The organism is Pseudomonas oryzae, from assembly GCF_900104805.1.
In the GTDB taxonomy this organism is placed as follows: domain Bacteria; phylum Pseudomonadota; class Gammaproteobacteria; order Pseudomonadales; family Pseudomonadaceae; genus Geopseudomonas; species Geopseudomonas oryzae.
The window spans coordinates 3,523,125-3,543,722 of record NZ_LT629751.1 but is presented as its reverse complement, the minus strand read 5'-3'; the positions used below and the strand labels follow the sequence as shown (position 1 = coordinate 3,543,722).

17 protein-coding genes, 2 tRNA genes and 2 rRNA genes are annotated in these 20,598 nt (G+C 63.1%); 14 read left to right on the top strand and 7 right to left on the bottom strand.

The features are described from left to right. Positions 1-7 precede the first annotated feature (7 nt). The 3 genes from BLT78_RS16035 to trpC are packed head-to-tail and all read left to right on the top strand — an operon-like array spanning position 8 to position 2,447. Positions 8-601, top strand: coding sequence for an aminodeoxychorismate/anthranilate synthase component II (locus BLT78_RS16035; protein ID WP_090350298.1), 594 nt, complete (start codon positions 8-10; stop codon positions 599-601). Next, on the top strand, positions 601-1,647 hold the full coding sequence (gene trpD, locus BLT78_RS16030) for an anthranilate phosphoribosyltransferase (RefSeq protein ID WP_090350295.1): 1,047 nt from the start codon (positions 601-603) through the stop codon (positions 1,645-1,647). The genes BLT78_RS16035 and trpD overlap by 1 nt, the downstream gene beginning before the upstream one ends. After that, on the top strand, positions 1,644-2,447 hold the full coding sequence (gene trpC, locus BLT78_RS16025; protein ID WP_090350293.1) for an indole-3-glycerol phosphate synthase TrpC: 804 nt from the start codon (positions 1,644-1,646) through the stop codon (positions 2,445-2,447). The genes trpD and trpC overlap by 4 nt, the downstream gene beginning before the upstream one ends. 70 nt (positions 2,448-2,517) lie before the next feature. On the opposite strand, the gene crp is transcribed toward trpC, so the two are convergent. Further along, positions 2,518-3,162, bottom strand: a complete 645-nt coding sequence (gene crp, locus BLT78_RS16020) for a cAMP-activated global transcriptional regulator CRP (RefSeq protein ID WP_090350290.1) — start codon at positions 3,160-3,162, stop codon at positions 2,518-2,520. A gap of 227 nt (positions 3,163-3,389) precedes the next feature. Between crp and BLT78_RS16015 the strand changes: the two genes are divergently transcribed. Next, a complete protein-coding gene (locus BLT78_RS16015; protein ID WP_090350287.1) occupies positions 3,390-3,815 on the top strand; it encodes an OsmC family protein in 426 nt (141 codons plus the stop codon). Between the two features lie 229 nt (positions 3,816-4,044). Further along, positions 4,045-4,839 (top strand): adenosylmethionine decarboxylase, encoded by a 795-nt coding sequence (gene speD, locus BLT78_RS16010; protein ID WP_090350286.1) that lies wholly within the window; start codon positions 4,045-4,047, stop codon positions 4,837-4,839. Between the two features lie 63 nt (positions 4,840-4,902). Here the strand turns inward: speD and coq7 are convergent, their stop codons facing one another. Together coq7 and BLT78_RS16000 are read right to left on the bottom strand one after the other, a co-directional pair. After that, positions 4,903-5,550 carry a 2-polyprenyl-3-methyl-6-methoxy-1,4-benzoquinone monooxygenase gene (gene coq7 / locus BLT78_RS16005; protein WP_090350283.1) on the bottom strand — a complete coding sequence of 216 codons (648 nt, stop codon included), beginning with the start codon at positions 5,548-5,550 and terminating at the stop codon, positions 4,903-4,905. Positions 5,551-5,633: 83 nt separating this feature from the next. Then, positions 5,634-5,972: a histidine triad nucleotide-binding protein gene (locus BLT78_RS16000; RefSeq protein WP_090350279.1), complete on the bottom strand. Its 339-nt coding sequence runs from the start codon at positions 5,970-5,972 to the stop codon at positions 5,634-5,636. Positions 5,973-6,049: 77 nt separating this feature from the next. Here BLT78_RS16000 and BLT78_RS15995 point away from each other — a divergent pair, with 77 nt between their 5' ends. Next, positions 6,050-7,531: an AAA family ATPase gene (locus BLT78_RS15995; RefSeq protein WP_090350276.1), complete on the top strand. Its 1,482-nt coding sequence runs from the start codon at positions 6,050-6,052 to the stop codon at positions 7,529-7,531. Between the two features lie 7 nt (positions 7,532-7,538). Here the strand turns inward: BLT78_RS15995 and BLT78_RS15990 are convergent, their stop codons facing one another. Next, complete coding sequence (locus BLT78_RS15990; protein ID WP_090350273.1) at positions 7,539-8,327, bottom strand: SDR family NAD(P)-dependent oxidoreductase; 789 nt, start codon at positions 8,325-8,327, stop codon at positions 7,539-7,541. 86 nt (positions 8,328-8,413) lie between these two features. After that, a complete protein-coding gene (gene hemJ / locus BLT78_RS15985; protein WP_090350270.1) occupies positions 8,414-8,842 on the bottom strand; it encodes a protoporphyrinogen oxidase HemJ in 429 nt (142 codons plus the stop codon). A 139-nt stretch (positions 8,843-8,981) separates the two neighbouring features. On the opposite strand from hemJ, the gene argC reads away from it, so the two are divergent. From argC to erpA, 3 genes are all read left to right on the top strand, one after another. Further along, a complete protein-coding gene (gene argC, locus BLT78_RS15980; RefSeq protein WP_090350267.1) occupies positions 8,982-10,016 on the top strand; it encodes an N-acetyl-gamma-glutamyl-phosphate reductase in 1,035 nt (344 codons plus the stop codon). Beyond that, positions 10,016-10,726 carry a DUF6776 family protein gene (locus tag BLT78_RS15975; protein WP_090350264.1) on the top strand — a complete coding sequence of 237 codons (711 nt, stop codon included), beginning with the start codon at positions 10,016-10,018 and terminating at the stop codon, positions 10,724-10,726. Before argC ends, BLT78_RS15975 begins: the two co-directional genes overlap by 1 nt. Before the next feature lie 161 nt (positions 10,727-10,887). After that, a complete protein-coding gene (erpA, locus tag BLT78_RS15970; protein ID WP_090350261.1) occupies positions 10,888-11,238 on the top strand; it encodes an iron-sulfur cluster insertion protein ErpA in 351 nt (116 codons plus the stop codon). Between the two features lie 62 nt (positions 11,239-11,300). Here erpA and BLT78_RS15965 read toward each other — a convergent pair whose 3' ends face one another. After that, positions 11,301-12,395, bottom strand: a complete 1,095-nt coding sequence (locus BLT78_RS15965; protein WP_090350259.1) for an anhydro-N-acetylmuramic acid kinase — start codon at positions 12,393-12,395, stop codon at positions 11,301-11,303. 3 nt (positions 12,396-12,398) lie between these two features. Next, positions 12,399-13,763 carry a peptidoglycan DD-metalloendopeptidase family protein gene (locus tag BLT78_RS15960; protein ID WP_090350258.1) on the bottom strand — a complete coding sequence of 455 codons (1,365 nt, stop codon included), beginning with the start codon at positions 13,761-13,763 and terminating at the stop codon, positions 12,399-12,401. A 177-nt stretch (positions 13,764-13,940) separates the two neighbouring features. On the opposite strand from BLT78_RS15960, the gene tyrS reads away from it, so the two are divergent. The 5 genes from tyrS (at position 13,941) to BLT78_RS15935 (ending at position 20,595) form a co-directional block, all read left to right on the top strand. Beyond that, positions 13,941-15,140 (top strand): tyrosine--tRNA ligase, encoded by a 1,200-nt coding sequence (tyrS, locus tag BLT78_RS15955; RefSeq protein ID WP_090350255.1) that lies wholly within the window; start codon positions 13,941-13,943, stop codon positions 15,138-15,140. Between the two features lie 508 nt (positions 15,141-15,648). Further along, positions 15,649-17,185: ribosomal RNA gene (locus BLT78_RS15950) — 16S ribosomal RNA — on the top strand. Between the two features lie 66 nt (positions 17,186-17,251). Next, positions 17,252-17,328, top strand: a tRNA-Ile gene (locus BLT78_RS15945). A gap of 31 nt (positions 17,329-17,359) precedes the next feature. Next, positions 17,360-17,435: transfer RNA gene (locus tag BLT78_RS15940), tRNA-Ala, on the top strand. 268 nt (positions 17,436-17,703) lie between these two features. Beyond that, positions 17,704-20,595: ribosomal RNA gene (locus tag BLT78_RS15935) — 23S ribosomal RNA — on the top strand. Together the 16S and 23S rRNA genes with 2 tRNA genes alongside form the textbook arrangement of a ribosomal RNA operon. The last annotated feature ends 3 nt before the right edge of the window (positions 20,596-20,598 follow it).

The following is a 20,598-nucleotide window of genomic DNA, read 5'->3' as shown; positions in this document are numbered from 1 at the left end:
ACCTGACATGCTGCTGATGATCGACAACTACGACTCCTTCACCTACAACCTGGTGCAGTACTTCGGCGAGCTGGGTGCCGAGGTCAAGGTGGTGCGCAACGACGAACTGAGCGTGGACGAGATCCGCGCGCTGAATCCCGAGCGCATCGTGGTCTCGCCCGGCCCCTGCACGCCCAACGAGGCCGGCGTGTCGCTGGCGGTGATCCGCGAGTTCGCCGGCAAGCTGCCGCTGCTCGGCGTCTGCCTCGGCCACCAGAGCATCGGCCAGGCGTTCGGCGGCGAGGTGGTGCGCGCACGGGTGGCCATGCACGGCAAGACCAGCCCGGTGTTCCACCAGGACGGCGGCGTGTTCGCCGGCCTGGCCAATCCGCTCACCGTGACCCGCTACCATTCGCTGGTGGTGCGCCGCGAGAGCCTGCCGGAATGCCTGGAGATCACCGCCTGGACCCAGCTCGAGGACGGCAGCGTCGACGAGATCATGGGCCTGCGCCACAAGACCCTCAACGTCGAGGGCGTGCAGTTCCACCCCGAATCCATCCTCACCCAGCAGGGCCACGAGCTGCTGGCCAATTTCCTCAAGCAGAGCGGAGGCGTGCGCTGATGGACATCAAGGAAGCCCTCAACCGGGTGGTCAACCAGCTGGATCTGTCCACCGCCGAGATGCAGGACGTGATGCGTCTGATCATGACCGGTCAGTGCAGCGACGCGCAGATCGGCGCCTTCCTCATGGGCCTGCGCATGAAGAGCGAGACCATCGACGAGATCGTCGGCGCCGTGCAGGTGATGCGCGAGCTGGCCGCTCCGGTGAGCATCGACGCCGAGCGGCTGGTCGACACCTGCGGCACCGGCGGCGACGGCATGAACATCTTCAACGTCTCCTCGGCGGCCGCCTTCGTGGTCGCCGCCGCCGGTGGCAAGGTGGCCAAGCACGGCAACCGCGCGGTGTCCGGCAAGAGCGGCAGCGCCGATCTGCTGGAGGCGGCGGGCATCTACCTGGATCTCAAGCCCGAGCAGGTGGCGCGTTGCATCGAAACGGTCGGCGTGGGCTTCATGTTCGCCCCGGCTCACCACGGCGCCATGCGCCATGCCGCGGCAGCGCGCCGCGAGCTGGGCCTGCGCACCATCTTCAACATGCTCGGCCCGCTGGCCAACCCGGCCGGCGTGCGTCACCAGGTGCTCGGCGTGTTCACCCAGGCGCTGTGCCGGCCGCTGGCCGAGGTGCTGCAGCGCCTGGGCAGCCAGCACGTGCTGGTGGTGCACGCCCAGGACGGCCTCGACGAGATCAGCCTGGCCGCGCCGACCCACGTCGCCGAACTCAGGGACGGCGTGATCAGCGAATACCGCATCCAGCCCGAGGACTTCGGCATCCGCAGCCAGAGCCTGATCGGCCTCAATGTCGAGGGCGCTGCGCAGTCGCTGGAGCTGATCCGCGATGCGCTCGGCCGGCGTCGCAGCGAGGCGGGCCAGAAGGCCGCCGACATGATCATCCTCAACGCCGGCGCCGCGCTGTACGCCGCCGACCACGCCACCAGCCTCAAGGAAGGCGTGCAGCTGGCCCACGACGCCCTGCACACCGGCCTGGCCCGCGAGAAGATGGACGAGCTGGCGTCCTTCACCAACGTGTTCAAAGTGGAGAGCGAGGCATGAGCGTGCCGACCGTGCTGGAAAGGATCGTCGCCCGCAAGGTCGAGGAAGTCGCCGCTGCCCGCGCCCAGGTCAGCCTGGCCGAGCAGGAGGCGCGTGCGCGCGCCACCGACGCGCCGCGCGGCTTCGCCCGCGCCCTGCTGCAGCAGGCGGCGCAGCGCCGGCCGGCGGTGATCGCCGAGGTGAAGAAGGCCTCGCCGAGCAAGGGGGTGATACGCGCCGACTTCGATCCGGCGCAGATCGCCGCCAGCTACCAGGCCGGCGGCGCCACCTGCCTGTCGGTGCTCACCGACGTCGACTTCTTCCAGGGCGCCAACGCCTATCTGCAGCAGGCGCGTGCCGCCTGTGCGCTGCCGGTGATCCGCAAGGACTTCCTGATCGATCCCTACCAGGTGGTCGAGGCGCGCGCCATCGGCGCCGACTGCGTGCTGCTGATCGCCGCCTGCCTGGACGACGTCCAGCTGGTCGAGCTGGCCCAGGTGGCCAGGGAGCAGGGCCTCGACGTGCTGGTCGAGGTACACGACGGCGCGGAGCTGGAGCGCGCCCTCGAGCGCCTGGACACGCCGCTGCTCGGCATCAACAACCGCAACCTGCACAGCTTCGAGGTGTCGCTGCAGACCACCCTCGACCTGCTGCCGCGCATTCCGGCCGATCGCCTGGTGGTCACCGAGAGCGGCATCCTCGCCCGCGCCGACGTCGAGCTGATGGAGCGCCACGACGTGTGGACCTTCCTGGTCGGCGAGGCGTTCATGCGCGCGCCCGAGCCGGGCGAGGAGCTGCGCCGGCTGTTCTTCCCGGGCTGAACCGGCACCATGCAAAAAGGCCGTCCACGAGGACGGCCTATTCGTTGGCGGGCAGGGCGGCTGTCGGGCTTCAGCGCGTGCCGAACACCACCATGGTCTTGCCCTTCACGTGCACCAGGCCCTGCTCCTCGAGGGACTTGAGCACGCGGCCGACCATCTCCCGCGAGCAGCCGACGATGCGGCCGATTTCCTGGCGGGTGATCTTGATCTGCATGCCGTCGGGATGGGTCATGGCGTCGGGCTGCTTGCACAGCTCGAGCAGGGTGCGGGCCACCCGACCGGTGACGTCGAGGAAGGCCAGGTCGCCGACCTTGCGGGTGGTCTTGCGCAGGCGTTCGGCCATCTGGCTGCCGAGGGTGTAGAGGATCTCCGGGTCCTGCTGGGTCAGCTCGCGGAACTTGGCGTAGCTGATCTCCGCCACCTCGCACTCGGTCTTGGCGCGTACCCAGGCGCTGCGCTCGTGCTCGCGGCCCTCGAGGTCGAACAGGCCCATTTCGCCGAAGAAATCGCCTTGATTGAGGTAGGCGATGATCATCTCGCGGCCGTCGTCGTCCTCGATGAGGATGGTCACCGAGCCCTTGATGATGAAGAACAGGGTTTCGCAGCGATCGCCCGCGTAGATGATGGTGCTCTTGGCGGTGTAGCGACGGCGATGACAGTGTGCCAGCAGCTTGTCGAGGTTCTTGATCTTTGGTGTGAGGCTAATAGCAACCATGCCCGATCCCGAAAAATATAAAGAGAGGTAAGCCCTGTGCAGCAGGCGAGATTTTATTGTTTTAGAGCTAGGCAGTGTGCCAGTAAAGTGGCGTCACCTTAACAGCCCCCCCGCAATCCGTAGGGGTAAATTGCGCGACAGATCACAGAGGTTCGACTAAAGGAGCCTCCCCGGCAGCTGTGTTAAGCTTGCGCGCTTCCTTTATACACTAGCGCGGAGTCAGGCTGATGAAAGCACGTATCCAGTGGGCCGGCGAGGCCATGTTCCTTGGCGAGTCGGGCAGTGGCCACGTGGTGGTCATGGACGGCCCGCCGGAGAGCGGCGGCCGCAACCTCGGCGTGCGGCCGATGGAGATGCTCCTGCTCGGCCTCGGCGGCTGCAGCAGCTTCGACGTGGTGCACATCCTCAAGAAGGCCCGCCAGCCGGTCGAGGGGTGCGAGGCGTTCCTCGAGGCCGAGCGCGCCGACGAGGATCCCAAGGTGTTCACCCGCATCCACCTGCGCTTCGTGGTCAAGGGTCGCGGCCTCAAGGAGGCTCAGGTCAAGCGCGCGGTGGAGCTGTCGGCGGAGAAGTACTGCTCGGCGTCGATCATGCTGGCCCGCGGCGGCGTGGAGATCAGCCACAGCTACGAGATCGTCGAGCTGGGTGCCTGACCGTCCGGCCACAATCTGCCGGCAGGCTCTAGGCGAGCGGGCCTGCCATCTGCATAATGTCGCGCTTATTTTTTCGAGGCGCCGCGTGATCCCGAGGGATGGCGCGGCGCCTTCTTTATAGCCACCGCCTTGGCGAAGAGGTGCAAGCCGTCCTACGCAGTTGCCTGGTGCAGCTGACGGGCATGCCACAACCGCGGCAACGCCGCATACACCTGGGGAGTTACCGACGGTGAAAAGCAAACTCAAGCTCCATGGGTTCAACAACCTGACCAAGACCTTGAGCTTCAACATCTATGACATCTGCTACGCCGAGACGCCGGAAGACCAGCAGGCCTACGTCCAGTACATCGACGAGGTCTACGACGCCGAGCGGCTGACGCAGATCCTCACCGATGTGGTCGAGATCATCGGCGCCAACATCCTCAACATCGCTCGCCAGGACTACGATCCGCAGGGCGCCAGCGTGACCATCCTGATCTCCGAGCAGCCGGTGGAGCCCACCGACAGCCAGATCGAGGAGTCGCCCGGTCCGCTCAAGGAAACCATCCTGGCGCACCTGGACAAGAGCCACATCACGGTGCACACCTATCCGGAGATCCATCCGGTGGAAGGCATCGCCACCTTCCGCGTCGACATCGACGTGTCGACCTGCGGGGTGATTTCGCCGCTGAAGGCGCTGAACTACCTGATCCACTCGTTCGACTCGGACATCGTCACCGTCGACTACCGCGTGCGCGGCTTCACCCGCGACGTGGAAGGCAAGAAACACTTCATCGACCACGAGATCAACTCGATCCAGAAGTACCTCTCCGACGACACCAAGGAGGCGTACCAGATGACCGACGTCAACGTGTACCAGGAGAACCTGTTCCACACCAAGATGCTGCTCAAGGACTTCGACCTGGACAACTACCTGTTCGGCGACGCCACCAACAACCTCTCCGCCGAGCAGCGCGCCCAAGTGGAGGAGCGCGTGCGTCACGAGATGCTTGAGATCTTCTACGGCCGCAACATGCCGCACTGAGTTTTCCGCCGCGCAGCAGAAAGGGCACCCTCGGGTGCCCTTTCGCGTTTCTGCAGCCCGGCCTCAGATGCGGTAGGTGGCCTTGGTCATCACCTTGGACAACAGGGTCATGCCGGCCTTGACCGGGGCCGGGAAGCGCAGACCGCCGGCGTCCAGCGCGGTGGTGGCGTGCTGCAGCTCGTCCTCGCGCATCTGCTCGAGGATCGCCTGCGAGCGCTGATCGCCGGCCGGCAGTTGGGCCAGGTGTTCGTCGAGGTGCTTGACCACCTGATCCTCGGTGGCGGCGACGAAGCCCAGGCTGACCCGGTCGCTGACCAGTCCGGCGGCGGCGCCGATGCCGAACGACAGGCCGTAGAACAGCGGGTTGAGCAGGCTGGGCCGGCCACCCAGCTCGCGGATGCGCTGCTCGCACCAGGCCAGGTGGTCGATCTCCTCGTCGGCGGCCTGCTCCATGGCCTGGCGCACCTGCGGCAGCTTGGCGGTCAGCGCCTGCCCCTGGTACAGCGCCTGGGCGCAGACTTCGCCGGTGTGGTTGATGCGCATCAGGCCGCAGACGTGGCGGGCTTCGGCCTCGGCGAGGGCGACCTCGTCCTTGTCCCGGGCGGGCGAGGGGCGGCCCGGCTGGCCGCTGAACGGCAGCAGGGTGCGCAGGGCGGCGTCGGCCTGCTGCAGCAGGCGATCGGCCGGGGAGTAGTGGCGTTGGCTGGTCATGGCGACCTCCGGCAATGGCGACGGCGGCGAGTCTGGCGCAAGCCGGAGTGGCGGGGCTTGCGCAGGATCAGCAGGGCGTGCGATCAGCCCGGCGGCCAGTGCATCTGGCGCTGGCCGAGCACGTGCATGTGGATGTGGTAGACGGTCTGGCCGCCCTGTTCGTTGCAGTTCATCACCACGCGGAAGCCTTCCGCGCAGCCCAGCTCGCGGGCCAGGCGCTGGGCGGTGTAGGCGATGTGCCCGAGCAGCGCCTTGTCCTCTTCGCCGATATCGTGAAGGGTGGCAATGTGCTTTTTCGGAATCACGAGAAAATGCACCGGCGCCTGCGGAGCGATATCGTGGAAGGCGACCACCTGGTCGTCTTCGTAGAGTTTGCGCGCCGGAATGTCGCCATTGACGATCTTGCAGAACAGGCAGTCCACAGGCGTCTCTCCATTGGTTGCGGATCGGCCGAGTTTACCGGCTGCGTCCGTCGCCGCCCACCCCACAAGGAGTCAGTGTGAAGAACGATATCCACGATCTGGGCCTGGTGCTCGACTCGCGCGTGCGCCTGATCGTCATCGAGTCCTGGGACGAGCCGCGGGTGCTGGAGACCCTCAGCGGCCTGGCGATCAAGCGCGGCCTGGGTCTGTACCTGTGGTCGGTCACCGAGGGCGTGCAGCGTCTGGGCTTCGGTGGCGAGCCGCAGGGCGGGGACGACAGCCGCGAGCCGGAGGTGGCGCTGCGCCTGGTCAAGGCCGATCCGCAGGCCAACCTCTACGTGTTCTGCGACCTGCATCCGTTCCTTGCCGACAGTCCGCGCCTGGTGCGGCTGCTCAAGGAGGTGGCGATGGCCCAGGGCAGCCAGCGCCCGACCCTGGTGCTGGTGTCCCACGCGCTGAAACTGCCGGCCGAGCTGCAGCGCCTGACGGCGCGCTTCAGCCTGGCGCTGCCCGGCGAGGACGAGCTGCTGGCCATCGTCCGCGACGAGGCGCAGCGCTGGAGCGAGCGCAACCACGGCCTGCGGGTGCGCGCCGACAACCGCACCCTGCAGCAGCTGGTGAAGAACCTGCGCGGCCTGGCCCATGCCGAGGCGCGCCTGCTGGCGCGCAACGTGATCTGCAACGACGGCGCCATCACCCAGGACGACCTGCCCGAACTCAACCGCGCGCGCTTCCAACTGCTCGACATGGATGGCGTGCTCGGCTTCGAGTACGAGACTGCGCGCTTCGCCGATGTCGGCGGACTGGGCAATCTCAAGCGCTGGCTCGGCGAGCGGCGTGAGGCGTTCCTCGCCGCCGAGGGTGCCGACCGGCCGCGCGGCGTGCTGCTGGTCGGCGTGCAGGGCGGTGGCAAAAGCCTGGCGGCCAAGGCGGTGGCCGGCCTGTGGGGCCTGCCGTTGCTGCGTCTGGACTTCGCCTGCCTGTACAACAAGTACTTCGGCGAGACCGAGCGCAACCTGCGCGAGGCGCTGAAGATGGCCGAGCAGATGGCGCCCTGCGTGCTATGGATGGACGAGATCGAGAAGGGCCTGGCCAGCGGCGATCACGACGGCGGCGTCAGCCAGCGGGTGCTCGGCACGCTGCTGACCTGGATGGCCGAGCGCAAGGCGCCGGTATTCCTGGTCGCCACCGCCAACGCCATCCACCGCCTGCCGCCGGAGCTGGTGCGCAAGGGGCGCTTCGACGAGCTGTTCTTCGTCGACCTGCCGGACGTCACGGTGCGTGCGGAGATCTTCCGTATCCATCTGGCGCGCCGCGAACTGGAACCGGCACAGTTGGATCTGGCGCAGCTGGCGGCGGCCAGCGCCGGGTTTTCCGGGGCGGAGATCGAGCAGGCGGTGGTCAGTGCGCTGTACGCGGCGCAGGCGCGGCAGTGCGCGGTGGATCAGGCGCTGCTGCTCGCCACCCTGCAGCAGACCGCGCCGCTGTCGGTGGTGATGGCCGAGGAGCTGGCGGCGCTGCGTGCCTGGGCGGCCGAGCGCACGGTGCGTGCCGACTGAGCCGGGCTCAGCCCGGCAGCAGGTGGCGGTTGAGGCGTGCGGCGACGCGGCGCGCCAGCGCGCGCGGCAACAGCTGGGCGGCGCGGGCCAGCAGGCGGTTGCGCCAGCCGGGGACGATCAGGCTGCGCTGGCGGTCGAGGCCCTGCAGGGCCAGTTGGGCGAGCTGCTCGGCGTTCATCAGCCAGGGGCTGTCCTTCAGCGGGCGCAGGTCGAGGCCGGCATTGCGCCAGAACGGCGTGCGCACCGGGCCGGGGCAGAGCACCGAGACCTGTACGTTCTGCTCGCGCAGCTCCTCGCGCAGTCCCTCGGAGAAGTGCAGGACGAAGGCCTTGCTGGCGTAGTAGCTGCTCAGCCAGGGGCCGGCCTGGAAGGCGGCCAGCGAGGCGACGTTGAGGATCTGCCCGCCGCCGCGGCGCGCCATGGCGTTGCCGAGGGCGTGGCACAGGCGCGTCAGGGCGAACACGTTGAGCTCGAGCAGCTTGCGCTCGGCGTGCCAGTCGTTGTCGAGAAAACCGCCGGCACAGGCGGCGCCGGCGTTGTTGACCAGCAGGTCGACCTGGTAGTCGCACTGCTCCATCTCGTAGAGCAGTCCGGACAGTTGCAGGGGCTCGGTCAGGTCGCAGACGCGGAACATCACCTCGACGCCGAAGCGCTGGCTCAACTCGCAGGCGATGCTTTCCAGCGCCGGGCGTTCGCGGGCGACCAGGATCAGGGCGCGGCCGCGCCTGGCCAGGGCTTCGGCCAGGGCCAGGCCGATACCGCTGGAGGCGCCGGTGATCAGGGCGTATTGGGGCATGCGGGTCTCCGTGACTGTCGGGCTGGCCGCGCAAAGGGGGCGCAGTTTACCGCGCCTGAAGGCCGCTGGCTTGCCGAACAGGCGGATCAGAACGGCTTGACCACCACCAGGATGACGATGGCCAGCAGGAACAGCACCGGCACCTCGTTGAACCAGCGGTAGAACACGTGGCCGTGGCGGTTCTCGCCGCGGGCGAAGCGTTTGAGCAGGGCGCCGCACCAGTGGTGGTAGCCGATCAGCAGGGCGACCAGGGTCAGCTTGGCGTGCATCCAGCCTCCGCTGGCGAACAGTGCGGGGTTGAGGATCAGCATCCAGATGCCGAGGGCCACTGCGGCGAGGCTCGCCGGGGTCATGATGCCGCGGTACAGCTTGCGCTCCATCACGCAGAAGCGTTCGCGGCTGGGTGCGTCCTCGCTCATCGCGTGGTAGACGAACAGACGCGGCAGGTAGAACAGGCCGGCGAACCAGCAGACGATGGCAATGATGTGCAGGGCCTTGAGCCACAGGTAGAGCATGCGGGAGTCCTTCTCGGATGGAGGCAGCGCAGATGGTAGTCGCAGCGTCGCTGCGCCGTCATCCTGCGGTTGGCCGGGCTCCGCCACGGCCGTATCATGGGTGGCTATATTTTCCACAGAAGGCCCGCGGGGACACGAGATGATCAAGGTCGGCATTGTTGGGGGGACCGGGTATACCGGGGTTGAGTTGCTGCGTCTGCTGGCCCAGCATCCGCAAGCGCAGGTGGAGGTGATCACCTCGCGTTCGGAGGAGGGCGTGCGTGTCGCCGACATGTACCCCAACCTGCGCGGTCACTATGACGAGCTGCGCTTCAGCGTGCCGGACGTGACTCGTCTGGGCGCCTGCGACGTGGTGTTCTTCGCCACACCGCACGGCGTCGCTCACGCCTTGGCCGGCGAGCTGCTGGCCACCGGCACCCGGGTGATCGACCTGTCCGCCGACTTCCGTCTGCAGGACGCCGAGGAGTGGAGCCAGTGGTACGGCCAGCCGCACGGTGCGCCGGACCTGCTCCCGGAGGCCGTCTACGGCCTGCCCGAGGTCAATCGCGAGGCGATCAAGGGTGCGCGCCTGATCGCGGTGCCCGGCTGTTATCCGACCGCGACCCAGCTCGGCCTGATTCCGCTGCTGGAGGCCGGCCTGGCCGATGCGTCCAGCCTGATCGCCGACTGCAAGTCCGGCGTCAGTGGCGCCGGACGTGGCGCCAGCGTCGGTTCGCTGCTGTGCGAGGCCGGCGAGAGCATGAAGGCCTACTCGGTGAAGGGCCACCGCCATCTGCCGGAGATCCGCCAGGGGCTGCGTCGCGCCGCCGGCGGCGAGGTCGGCCTGACCTTCGTGCCGCACCTGACGCCGATGATCCGCGGTATCCACGCCACCCTGTATGCGCGCGTGGCCGACCGCAGCGTCGATCTGCAGGCGCTGTTCGAGCAGCGCTACGCCAACGAGCCGTTCGTCGACGTGATGCCGGCCGGCAGCCATCCGGAAACCCGCAGCGTGCGTGGCGCCAACGTCTGTCGCATCGCCGTGCACCGGCCGCAGGGCGGCGACCTTGTGGTGGTGCTGTCGGTGATCGACAACCTGGTCAAGGGCGCCTCCGGTCAGGCGGTGCAGAACATGAACATCCTGTTCGGGCTGGACGAGCGCATGGGCCTGTCCCACGCCGCCCTGCTGCCCTGATGGATCTGCCCGGCGGTGTCACGCTGTCGCGACGCGGGCGGCGGGTGGTGCCGGTCGCGCTGCTGCTGGCGCTGCCGGTGGCCTATCTGGCCGGTTACTGGCACAGCGAGCACCGCCTGGCGGGGGTGATCGATCAGGCCCGTGTCCAGGCCGAGCAGCTGCAATTGCGCAGCGCCGAGCTGGATCGCCTGCGCCGCCAGCAGGCGGTGATGGAGAGCGGGGCGAGCCTGGCGCAGCAGGCCGAGGAGCAGAACCGCCAGACGATCAAGCTGCTCGAGGAGCAGATTTTCCGCCTGCAGCAGGAGCTGGCTACCTACCAGGACGTGGTGGCACCGGCCGGCAAGCGCGAGGGGCTGCAGATCCGTTCGCTGGAGCTGCAGGCGACCGAGGAGCCCGGGCGTTTCCGTTTCCGGATCCTGCTGGGGCGTATCGGCTCGGATGCGCAGCCGCTGCGCGGGAGTCTGCAGGTCGAGCTGCGGGGGCGCCTCAAGGGCAGGGCTAGCGTGCTTGCCTTGGGCGAGCTGGGAAATGGTAGCGCAGGCGAGTTGCCGTTCGCTTTCCGTCACTTCCAGGCTGTCCCCGAGGGTGCGGATCTGGCCGAATTGCGCTTGCCGGACGGCTTCGAGCCCCAGGAGGTGCGGATTCGCGCTGCAGTCGAAGGGCAGCACCAGCCGCTGGAGCGCCAGTTTCGTTGGGCAGAGCTGCAGTAAACCGCCGCGGTTTGCGGCAAAATCTGCTCAAGAACGCGCCGACGGCGCTGCATGGGTATTGTTTGGTCGTAGCGCGCCACCTAATAGTTGACCGTTTCGCTCGGTGAGCGATAATGCGTCGCCTCTGTGCTGCAAGATGGCTGTACGCCTGGAGTTTGGACATGAGCATTGAAACCTTCACCCCCACCCCTCTGCTGTTCACCGAGGGAGCGGCCAACAAGGTGAAGAGCCTGATCGAGGAAGAGGGTAATCCGCGCCTGAAGCTGCGCGTCTTCGTTACCGGTGGCGGCTGCTCGGGCTTCCAGTACGGCTTCACCTTCGATGAAGAGCAGGACGAAGAGGACACCGTGGTCGAGCGTGACGGCGTGAGCCTGGTCGTCGACCCGATGAGCTTCCAGTATCTGGCCGGAGCCGAGGTCGATTACCAGGAGGGGCTGGAAGGCTCGCGCTTCGTGATCAAGAATCCCAATGCCGCCACTACCTGTGGCTGCGGGCAGTCATTCTCGATCTGAGCCGGGCAAGCTTCACGAAAAACGCCGCGCTTTAGCGCGGCGTTTTTCGTTGGTGCGTTCAGTCAGGCCGGATAGATGGCGCCGAGGATGCGCGGTCCGCGGGCCCCGGTGACTTCGGGGCAGCTGGCAGGCATGCCTTCCAGGCAGCAGTGGGCCAGCCAGGCGAAGGCCATGGCTTCGATCCAGTCGGCGGGCAGGCCGTGGCTGTCAGTACTGGCAACCCGGCAGCCGGGAAGCAGTTCGCTCAGGCGCTGCATCAGGCGGCCGTTGTGCGCGCCGCCGCCGCACACCAGCAACTCTTCCGCGTTTGGCAGGCTGTCGAGCAGGGCAGTGACAATGCTGCTGGCGGTCAGTTCCAGGAGGCTGGCCTGGACATCGGCAGCGGCCAGTTGTGGCTGCTGCTGCAGGTGGGCGAGCAGCCAGGCGAGGTTGAAATGCTCGCGGCCGGTGCTTTTCGGGCCGCGTCGGCTGAAGTAATCGTCGGCCAGCATGCGCTGCAGCAGAGGCTGGTCAACGCCCCCGCTGGCGGCCCAGGCGCCGTCACGATCGAAAGTCTCGTCGCGGGTATGGTGGATCCACGCGTCGAGCAGGACGTTCCCGGGGCCGCAGTCGAAACCGCGTACCGGCTGTTCGGGGGCCAGCAGGGTGAGGTTGCTGAAGCCGCCGACGTTGAGTATGGCCCTCGGCCGCGTGCTGCCGAACAGCGCCTGGTGGAAGGCGGGCACTAGCGGTGCGCCCTGGCCGCCAGCGGCCACGTCGCGGCGGCGGAAATCGGCGATCACGCTGATGCCCGTGAGTTCGGCCAGCAGGGCCGGATTGCCGATTTGCACGGTAAAACCGCGCTGCGGCTCGTGGCGGATGGTCTGGCCGTGGCTGCCGATGGCGCGGATCTGTGCGGGGGCCAGCCGCTCCTGCTGCAGCAGCTGGCCGATGGCCTGGGCGGCCAGTTCCGCCCAGGCGTTCTCGGCCAGGGCCGCGCGGGCGATCTCGTCCTCGCCGCTGCTGCACAAGGCGAGCAGCTGTCGCCCCAGCTCGGTCGGCATCGGTGTGTAGCACGAAGCGAGCAGCCGGAGCGGTTGCGCGCTTTCGAACTCGACCAAGGCGACATCCAGGCCGTCGAGGCTGGTTCCGGACATCACTCCCAGATAGAGCGGCATACCTTACTGCTTGTTCAGCGCCAGCATCGAGGCGCGTTCCTGGTCCATGCGCGCCAGCAGCGGCTGGCTCTGCTGGAGGAAGCGCTTGCGCTCGGCGCCTACGATCGGATCGGCCATGGGGAGCTTCTGACTCAGCGGGTCGACATGCACGCCGTTGACCTGGAACTCGTAGTGCAGGTGTGGGCCGGTGGAGAGGCCGGTGGTGCCGATGTAACCGATCAGTTGCCCCTGCTTGACCTGGCTGCCGCTGCGGATGCCCTTGGCGAAGCCGTTCAGGTGGCCGTACAGGGTACGGTAGCGCTGACCGTGCTGGATGATGATGGTGTTGCCGTAGCCGCCCTTGCGCCCGGCGAGGATGACCTTGCCGTCGCCGGTCGCCTTGATCGGCGTACCGCGCGGAGCGGCATAGTCGACACCCTTGTGAGCGCGGATCTTGTTCAGCACCGGATGCAGTCGGCCGCTGGAGAAGCGCGAGCTGATACGGGCGAAGTCGACCGGCGTGCGAATGAAGGCCTTGCGCATGCTGCTGCCATCGGCGCGGTAGTAGCTGCTGCCGCCCTGCCGGTTGGTGAAGCGCACGGCGGTGTAGGTCTTGCCCTGGTTGCTGAAGCGCGCCGCCAGGATGTTGCCGGTGCCGACGGCCTTGCCATCGATCACCTGCTCTTCGTAGAGCACTTCGAATTCGTCGCCATCGCGGATGTCGAGAGCGAAGTCGATGTCGTAGCCGAAGACGTTGGCCAGCTCGAGGGCCAGCGAGTGCGGCAGTCCGGCACGCTTGGTGGCGAGAAACAGCGAGCTGTCGATGGTTCCGTGGGCGTAGGCCTGGCGAACGGCCGGTTTGATCTGCTCGTGCTTGACGCTGAAACCCTTGGCCGTGCGGGTGACGTGCACACTTTCCAGGCTGCTCAGGCGCGAGCTGAGGGATTCGAGCTGACCTTGTTCGTCGCGGACGATAGTGAAGACCTGGCCCGGCTTGATTCGGGTCAGCTGCGTCGCATTGCGATTGTCGCTCAGCAACTGGTGCAGGGTGTCGGCGGGCAGATCTGCCTTGGCGAAAATGCTGGACAGGGTATCGCCGCTGGTTACGGTGACCACGCGCTCGCGGGGCTTCTCGGCAGCCGCTTCTGACAACCGTTCGTCGGCGCTTGCCGAGTCAGGCGTGTCGGGGGTGACTGCGCTGACGGTGCTGGCGTCTTCATTCACAAGAGTGTTGGGGCTCTGAATGTCGAATGACAGCAGGGCCTTCTTGGCCTCTACCTGGCTGCTGGGAAACACCAGCAGGGTCAGGCTCAGCAGCGCCGCAATGCCGCTCGCAGCCAGCAGGTGGCTGCGCGGGTATGGGGGTGTGTTCCTGGACGTATCCGTCATGGTGGGTAGGGTTCTTTCGGGTGCAATAACCCCCTAAGCTATAACCGAACGACCTTTGAGGCAACCGCGGCTGTCAGTTTCGCGATGCACGGCCGTGCCCAGATGCCCAGTCTTTGTAAATTTCCTGCGATCTTGTATCGTGTCTGCCCCCTTTTTTCTGTGGATATGGGCAGCTCCATGAAGTCGGTCGAAGAACAGCTGGCGCTGATCAAGCGCGGCGCGGAAGAGATTCTGGTTGAGGCGGAACTGGTGGCCAAGCTGCAGCGCGGCCAGCCGCTGCGGATCAAGGCCGGCTTCGATCCGACCGCGCCCGACCTGCACTTGGGGCACACCGTCCTCATCAACAAGCTGCGCCAGTTCCAGGAGCTGGGTCATCAGGTCATCTTCCTGATCGGTGACTTCACCGGCATGATCGGCGATCCCAGCGGCAAGAACGCGACTCGCCCGCCGCTGACCCGCGAGCAGGTGCTGGAGAATGCCGAGACCTACAAGGCGCAGGTGTTCAAGATCCTCGATCCCGCCAGGACCGAAGTGGCCTTCAATTCCACTTGGATGGATCAGCTGTCACCGGCGGATTTCATTCGCTTGGCGTCGCAGTACACCGTGGCGCGCATGCTCGAGCGCGACGACTTCCACAAGCGCTATACGGGCAATCAGTCGATCGCCATCCACGAGTTCCTCTATCCGCTGGTCCAGGGTTATGACTCCGTGGCGCTGCGCGCAGATGTGGAGCTGGGCGGCACCGACCAGAAGTTCAACCTGCTGATGGGGCGCGAGCTGCAGCGCGCTTACGGCCAGGAATCCCAGGTCATCCTGACCATGCCGCTGCTGGAGGGGGTCGATGGCGTCAAGAAGATGTCCAAGTCGCTCGGCAATTACATCGGCATCCAGGAAGCGCCAGGGGTGATGTATAGCAAGTTGGTGTCCATTCCCGATGCGCTGATGTGGCGCTACTTCGAGCTGCTCAGTTTCCGCCCCATGGTGGAGATCGAGGAGTTCCGTCGCGACGTGGAGCGCGGTGCCAATCCACGCGACATCAAGATCAAGCTGGCCGAAGAGATCGTCAGTCGCTTCCATGGCGAAGAGGCGGCTGCTTCGGCGCATCGCTCGGCAGGGAATCGTCTCAAGGATGGTGAGCTGCCGGAAGATCTGCCGGAGGTGGTGCTGGTCTCGGCTGAGCCGCTGTCGATCGCGGCGGTGCTGAACAAGGCCGGTCTGGCCAAGAATGCCGCCACTGCGCGGGACATGTTGAATGCCGGCAGCGTCAAGGTGGATGGCGTCGTGGTGGATCGCGATTTCGTCTTCGCGCCCGGTGTGGTGCATGTCTGCCAGGCGGGCAAGAAGGCGTTCGCGCGCATCGAGCTGCGCGCCGAGTGAAAAAAGCGTTGACGCCCAGATTTGCCGCCCTATAATGCGCACCACTCCCGGCGACGAGCTGAAAGTCCTTGAAAATCAAGGAGTTATCTTCAGGTTGTGGTCGGGAGGGGCAAGGCTTCGGTCTTGCCGGCGCTGTTCCGCGAAGCGGATGGCGCTGCGGAGGTGAGGTTGACAGTGGCTCCGGTTGCTGTATGATTCATCTCCCTCGCTTCGGTGGCCTGGTGCTGCGCTGAAGCGCAAGCGGTTGAATCGAAAAGAAAATTTTCGAAAGTCGCTTGACAGGTTAAAAGGCTGCTGTAGAATGCGCGGCCTCGGTTGAGACGAAAGCTTCCGCAGAGTCTGATCGAAACGCTCTTTAACAAGTTGAATCAAGCAATTCGTGTGGGTGCTTGTGGGGTAAGACTGGTGATCGCAAGATTATCAGCATCACAAGCAACACTCGTGAATTCGAGAGTTTTTTGCGATTGCTGAGCCAAGTTTAGGGTTTTCTCAAAACCCGGATTGATTTGAACTGAAGAGTTTGATCATGGCTCAGATTGAACGCTGGCGGCAGGCCTAACACATGCAAGTCGAGCGGATGAAGGGAGCTTGCTTCCTGATTCAGCGGCGGACGGGTGAGTAATGCCTAGGAATCTGCCCGATAGTGGGGGACAACGTTTCGAAAGGAACGCTAATACCGCATACGTCCTACGGGAGAAAGTGGGGGATCTTCGGACCTCACGCTATCGGATGAGCCTAGGTCGGATTAGCTAGTTGGTGGGGTAATGGCTCACCAAGGCGACGATCCGTAACTGGTCTGAGAGGATGATCAGTCACACTGGAACTGAGACACGGTCCAGACTCCTACGGGAGGCAGCAGTGGGGAATATTGGACAATGGGCGAAAGCCTGATCCAGCCATGCCGCGTGTGTGAAGAAGGTCTTCGGATTGTAAAGCACTTTAAGTTGGGAGGAAGGGCTGCTGGCTAATACCCTGCAGTTTTGACGTTACCAACAGAATAAGCACCGGCTAACTTCGTGCCAGCAGCCGCGGTAATACGAAGGGTGCAAGCGTTAATCGGAATTACTGGGCGTAAAGCGCGCGTAGGTGGTTCAGCAAGTTGGATGTGAAAGCCCCGGGCTCAACCTGGGAACTGCATCCAAAACTACTGGGCTAGAGTACGGTAGAGGGTGGTGGAATTTCCTGTGTAGCGGTGAAATGCGTAGATATAGGAAGGAACACCAGTGGCGAAGGCGACCACCTGGACTGATACTGACACTGAGGTGCGAAAGCGTGGGGAGCAAACAGGATTAGATACCCTGGTAGTCCACGCCGTAAACGATGTCAACTAGCTGTTGGGTTCCTTGAGAACTTAGTAGCGCAGCTAACGCGATAAGTTGACCGCCTGGGGAGTACGGCCGCAAGGTTAAAACTCAAATGAATTGACGGGGGCCCGCACAAGCGGTGGAGCATGTGGTTTAATTCGAAGCAACGCGAAGAACCTTACCTGGCCTTGACATGCTGAGAACTTTCCAGAGATGGATTGGTGCCTTCGGGAACTCAGACACAGGTGCTGCATGGCTGTCGTCAGCTCGTGTCGTGAGATGTTGGGTTAAGTCCCGTAACGAGCGCAACCCTTGTCCTTAGTTACCAGCACGTTATGGTGGGCACTCTAAGGAGACTGCCGGTGACAAACCGGAGGAAGGTGGGGATGACGTCAAGTCATCATGGCCCTTACGGCCAGGGCTACACACGTGCTACAATGGTCGGTACAGAGGGTTGCCAAGCCGCGAGGTGGAGCTAATCTCACAAAACCGATCGTAGTCCGGATCGCAGTCTGCAACTCGACTGCGTGAAGTCGGAATCGCTAGTAATCGTGAATCAGAATGTCACGGTGAATACGTTCCCGGGCCTTGTACACACCGCCCGTCACACCATGGGAGTGGGTTGCTCCAGAAGTAGCTAGTCTAACCTTCGGGGGGACGGTTACCACGGAGTGATTCATGACTGGGGTGAAGTCGTAACAAGGTAGCCGTAGGGGAACCTGCGGCTGGATCACCTCCTTAATCGAAGATCCCAGCTTCTTCATAAGCTCCCACACGAATTGCTTGATTCACTCGCGAAAGGCGATTGGGTCTGTAGCTCAGTTGGTTAGAGCGCACCCCTGATAAGGGTGAGGTCGGCAGTTCGAATCTGCCCAGACCCACCAATTGTCGTGGTGCGCAGGCCGATCGAAAGATGGGGCCATAGCTCAGCTGGGAGAGCGCCTGCTTTGCACGCAGGAGGTCAGGAGTTCGATCCTCCTTGGCTCCACCATTTAATCGCCGAAAGCTCAGAAATGAGTATTCAGTCAGTTCGCCAGGTGCGGCTGATGTAGGAATACTGATTTCTGGTCTTTGCGCCAGAACGTTCTTTAAAAATTCGGGTAAGTGATAGAAGTAGACTGGGTGAGTGTTTTCACTGCACTCATCCACGTCAAGGTAAAATTTGCGAGTTCAAGCGCAAGTTTTCGGCGAATGTCGTATTCACGCACAATGACCGCAGGAAATCGGATCTTCGGATTGCAGATTGCTTGGGGTTATATGGTCAAGTGAATAAGCGCATACGGTGGATGCCTTGGCAGTCAGAGGCGATGAAAGACGTGGTAGCCTGCGATAAGCTTCGGGGAGTCGGCAAACAGACTTTGATCCGGAGATCTCTGAATGGGGGAACCCACCCGGCACAAGCCGGGTATCTTGTACTGAATCCATAGGTGCAAGAGGCGAACCAGGGGAACTGAAACATCTAAGTACCCTGAGGAAAAGAAATCAACCGAGATTCCCTTAGTAGTGGCGAGCGAACGGGGATTAGCCCTTAAGCTTCTTGGATTTTAGCGGAACGCTCTGGAAAGTGCGGCCATAGTGGGTGATAGCCCCGTACGCGAAAGGGTCCTTGAAGTGAAATCGAGTAGGACGGAGCACGAGAAACTTTGTCTGAACATGGGGGGACCATCCTCCAAGGCTAAATACTACTGACTGACCGATAGTGAACCAGTACCGTGAGGGAAAGGCGAAAAGAACCCCGGAGAGGGGAGTGAAATAGAACCTGAAACCGTATGCGTACAAGCAGTGGGAGCCTACTTTGTTAGGTGACTGCGTACCTTTTGTATAATGGGTCAGCGACTTATATTCAGTGGCGAGCTTAACCGTATAGGGGAGGCGTAGCGAAAGCGAGTCTTAATAGGGCGTTTAGTCGCTGGGTATAGACCCGAAACCGGGCGATCTATCCATGAGCAGGTTGAAGGTTAGGTAACACTGACTGGAGGACCGAACCCACTCCCGTTGAAAAGGTAGGGGATGACTTGTGGATAGGAGTGAAAGGCTAATCAAGCTCGGAGATAGCTGGTTCTCCTCGAAAGCTATTTAGGTAGCGCCTCACGTATCACTCCAGGGGGTAGAGCACTGTTTCGGCTAGGGGGTCATCCCGACTTACCAAACCGATGCAAACTCCGAATACCTGGAAGTGTCAGCGTGGGAGACACACGGCGGGTGCTAACGTCCGTCGTGAAAAGGGAAACAACCCAGACCGTCAGCTAAGGTCCCAAAGTTGTGGTTAAGTGGTAAACGATGTGGGAAGGCTTAGACAGCTAGGAGGTTGGCTTAGAAGCAGCCACCCTTTAAAGAAAGCGTAATAGCTCACTAGTCGAGTCGGCCTGCGCGGAAGATGTAACGGGGCTCAAACCACACACCGAAGCTACGGGTTCATCCTTTGGATGAGCGGTAGAGGAGCGTTCTGTAAGCCTGTGAAGGTGAGTTGAGAAGCTCGCTGGAGGTATCAGAAGTGCGAATGCTGACATGAGTAACGACAATGGGAGTGAAAAACTCCCACGCCGAAAGACCAAGGGTTCCTGCGCAACGTTAATCGACGCAGGGTTAGTCGGTCCCTAAGGCGAGGCTGAAGAGCGTAGTCGATGGGAAACAGGTTAATATTCCTGTACTTCTAGTTACTGCGATGGGGGGACGGAGAAGGCTAGGCCAGCTTGGCGTTGGTTGTCCAAGTTTAAGGTGGTAGGCTGATTTCTTAGGCAAATCCGGGAAATCTAGGCCGAGAGCTGATGACGAGCGTTCTTTTAGAATGCGAAGTGGTTGATGCCATGCTTCCAGGAAAAGCCTCTAAGCTTCAGGTAACTAGGAACCGTACCCCAAACCGACACAGGTGGTCGGGTAGAGAATACCAAGGCGCTTGAGAGAACTCGGGTGAAGGAACTAGGCAAAATGGCACCGTAACTTCGGGAGAAGGTGCGCCGGTGAGGGTGAAGTATTTACTACGTAAGCCCATGCCGGTCGAAGATACCAGGCCGCTGCGACTGTTTATTAAAAACACAGCACTCTGCAAACACGAAAGTGGACGTATAGGGTGTGACGCCTGCCCGGTGCCGGAAGGTTAATTGATGGGGTTAGCGCAAGCGAAGCTCTTGATCGAAGCCCCGGTAAACGGCGGCCGTAACTATAACGGTCCTAAGGTAGCGAAATTCCTTGTCGGGTAAGTTCCGACCTGCACGAATGGCGTAACGATGGCGGCGCTGTCTCCACCCGAGACTCAGTGAAATTGAAATCGCTGTGAAGATGCAGTGTATCCGCGGCTAGACGGAAAGACCCCGTGAACCTTTACTATAGCTTTGCACTGGACTTTGAGCTTGCTTGTGTAGGATAGGTGGGAGGCTTTGAAGCGTGGACGCCAGTTCGCGTGGAGCCATCCTTGAAATACCACCCTGGCAATCTTGAGGTTCTAACTCTGGTCCGTTATCCGGATCGAGGACAGTGTATGGTGGGTAGTTTGACTGGGGCGGTCTCCTCCCAAAGAGTAACGGAGGAGTACGAAGGTGCGCTCAGACCGGTCGGAAATCGGTCGCAGAGTATAAAGGCAAAAGCGCGCTTGACTGCGAGACAGACACGTCGAGCAGGTACGAAAGTAGGTCTTAGTGATCCGGTGGTTCTGTATGGAAGGGCCATCGCTCAACGGATAAAAGGTACTCCGGGGATAACAGGCTGATACCGCCCAAGAGTTCATATCGACGGCGGTGTTTGGCACCTCGATGTCGGCTCATCACATCCTGGGGCTGAAGCCGGTCCCAAGGGTATGGCTGTTCGCCATTTAAAGTGGTACGCGAGCTGGGTTTAGAACGTCGTGAGACAGTTCGGTCCCTATCTGCCGTGGACGTTTGAGATTTGAGAGGGGCTGACCTTAGTACGAGAGGACCGGGTTGGACGAACCTCTGGTGTTCCGGTTGTCACGCCAGTGGCATTGCCGGGTAGCTATGTTCGGAAAAGATAACCGCTGAAAGCATCTAAGCGGGAAACTTGCCTCAAGATGAGATCTCACTGGAGCCTCGAGCTCCCTGAAGGGCCGTCGAAGACTACGACGTTGATAGGCTGGGTGTGTAAGCGTTGTGAGGCGTTGAGCTAACCAGTACTAATTGCCCGTGAGGCTTGACCATATA

Bases quoted from the DNA above. Each gene is read 5' to 3' on its own strand.
- argC (WP_090350267.1), top strand. From the start codon at position 8,982: ATGATCAAGGTCGGCATTGTTGGGGGGACCGGGTATACCGGGGTTGAG.
- BLT78_RS16015 (WP_090350287.1), top strand. From the start codon at position 3,390: ATGAAAGCACGTATCCAGTGGGCCGGCGAGGCCATGTTCCTTGGCGAG.
- BLT78_RS15975 (WP_090350264.1), top strand. From the start codon at position 10,016: ATGGATCTGCCCGGCGGTGTCACGCTGTCGCGACGCGGGCGGCGGGTG.
- trpC (WP_090350293.1), top strand. From the start codon at position 1,644: ATGAGCGTGCCGACCGTGCTGGAAAGGATCGTCGCCCGCAAGGTCGAG.
- crp (WP_090350290.1), bottom strand. From the start codon at position 3,162: ATGGTTGCTATTAGCCTCACACCAAAGATCAAGAACCTCGACAAGCTG.
- BLT78_RS15960 (WP_090350258.1), bottom strand. From the start codon at position 13,763: ATGACGGATACGTCCAGGAACACACCCCCATACCCGCGCAGCCACCTG.
- erpA (WP_090350261.1), top strand. From the start codon at position 10,888: ATGAGCATTGAAACCTTCACCCCCACCCCTCTGCTGTTCACCGAGGGA.
- coq7 (WP_090350283.1), bottom strand. From the start codon at position 5,550: ATGACCAGCCAACGCCACTACTCCCCGGCCGATCGCCTGCTGCAGCAG.
- trpD (WP_090350295.1), top strand. From the start codon at position 601: ATGGACATCAAGGAAGCCCTCAACCGGGTGGTCAACCAGCTGGATCTG.
- BLT78_RS15990 (WP_090350273.1), bottom strand. From the start codon at position 8,327: ATGCCCCAATACGCCCTGATCACCGGCGCCTCCAGCGGTATCGGCCTG.
- tyrS (WP_090350255.1), top strand. From the start codon at position 13,941: ATGAAGTCGGTCGAAGAACAGCTGGCGCTGATCAAGCGCGGCGCGGAA.
- BLT78_RS15965 (WP_090350259.1), bottom strand. From the start codon at position 12,395: ATGCCGCTCTATCTGGGAGTGATGTCCGGAACCAGCCTCGACGGCCTG.
- BLT78_RS16035 (WP_090350298.1), top strand. From the start codon at position 8: ATGCTGCTGATGATCGACAACTACGACTCCTTCACCTACAACCTGGTG.
- hemJ (WP_090350270.1), bottom strand. From the start codon at position 8,842: ATGCTCTACCTGTGGCTCAAGGCCCTGCACATCATTGCCATCGTCTGC.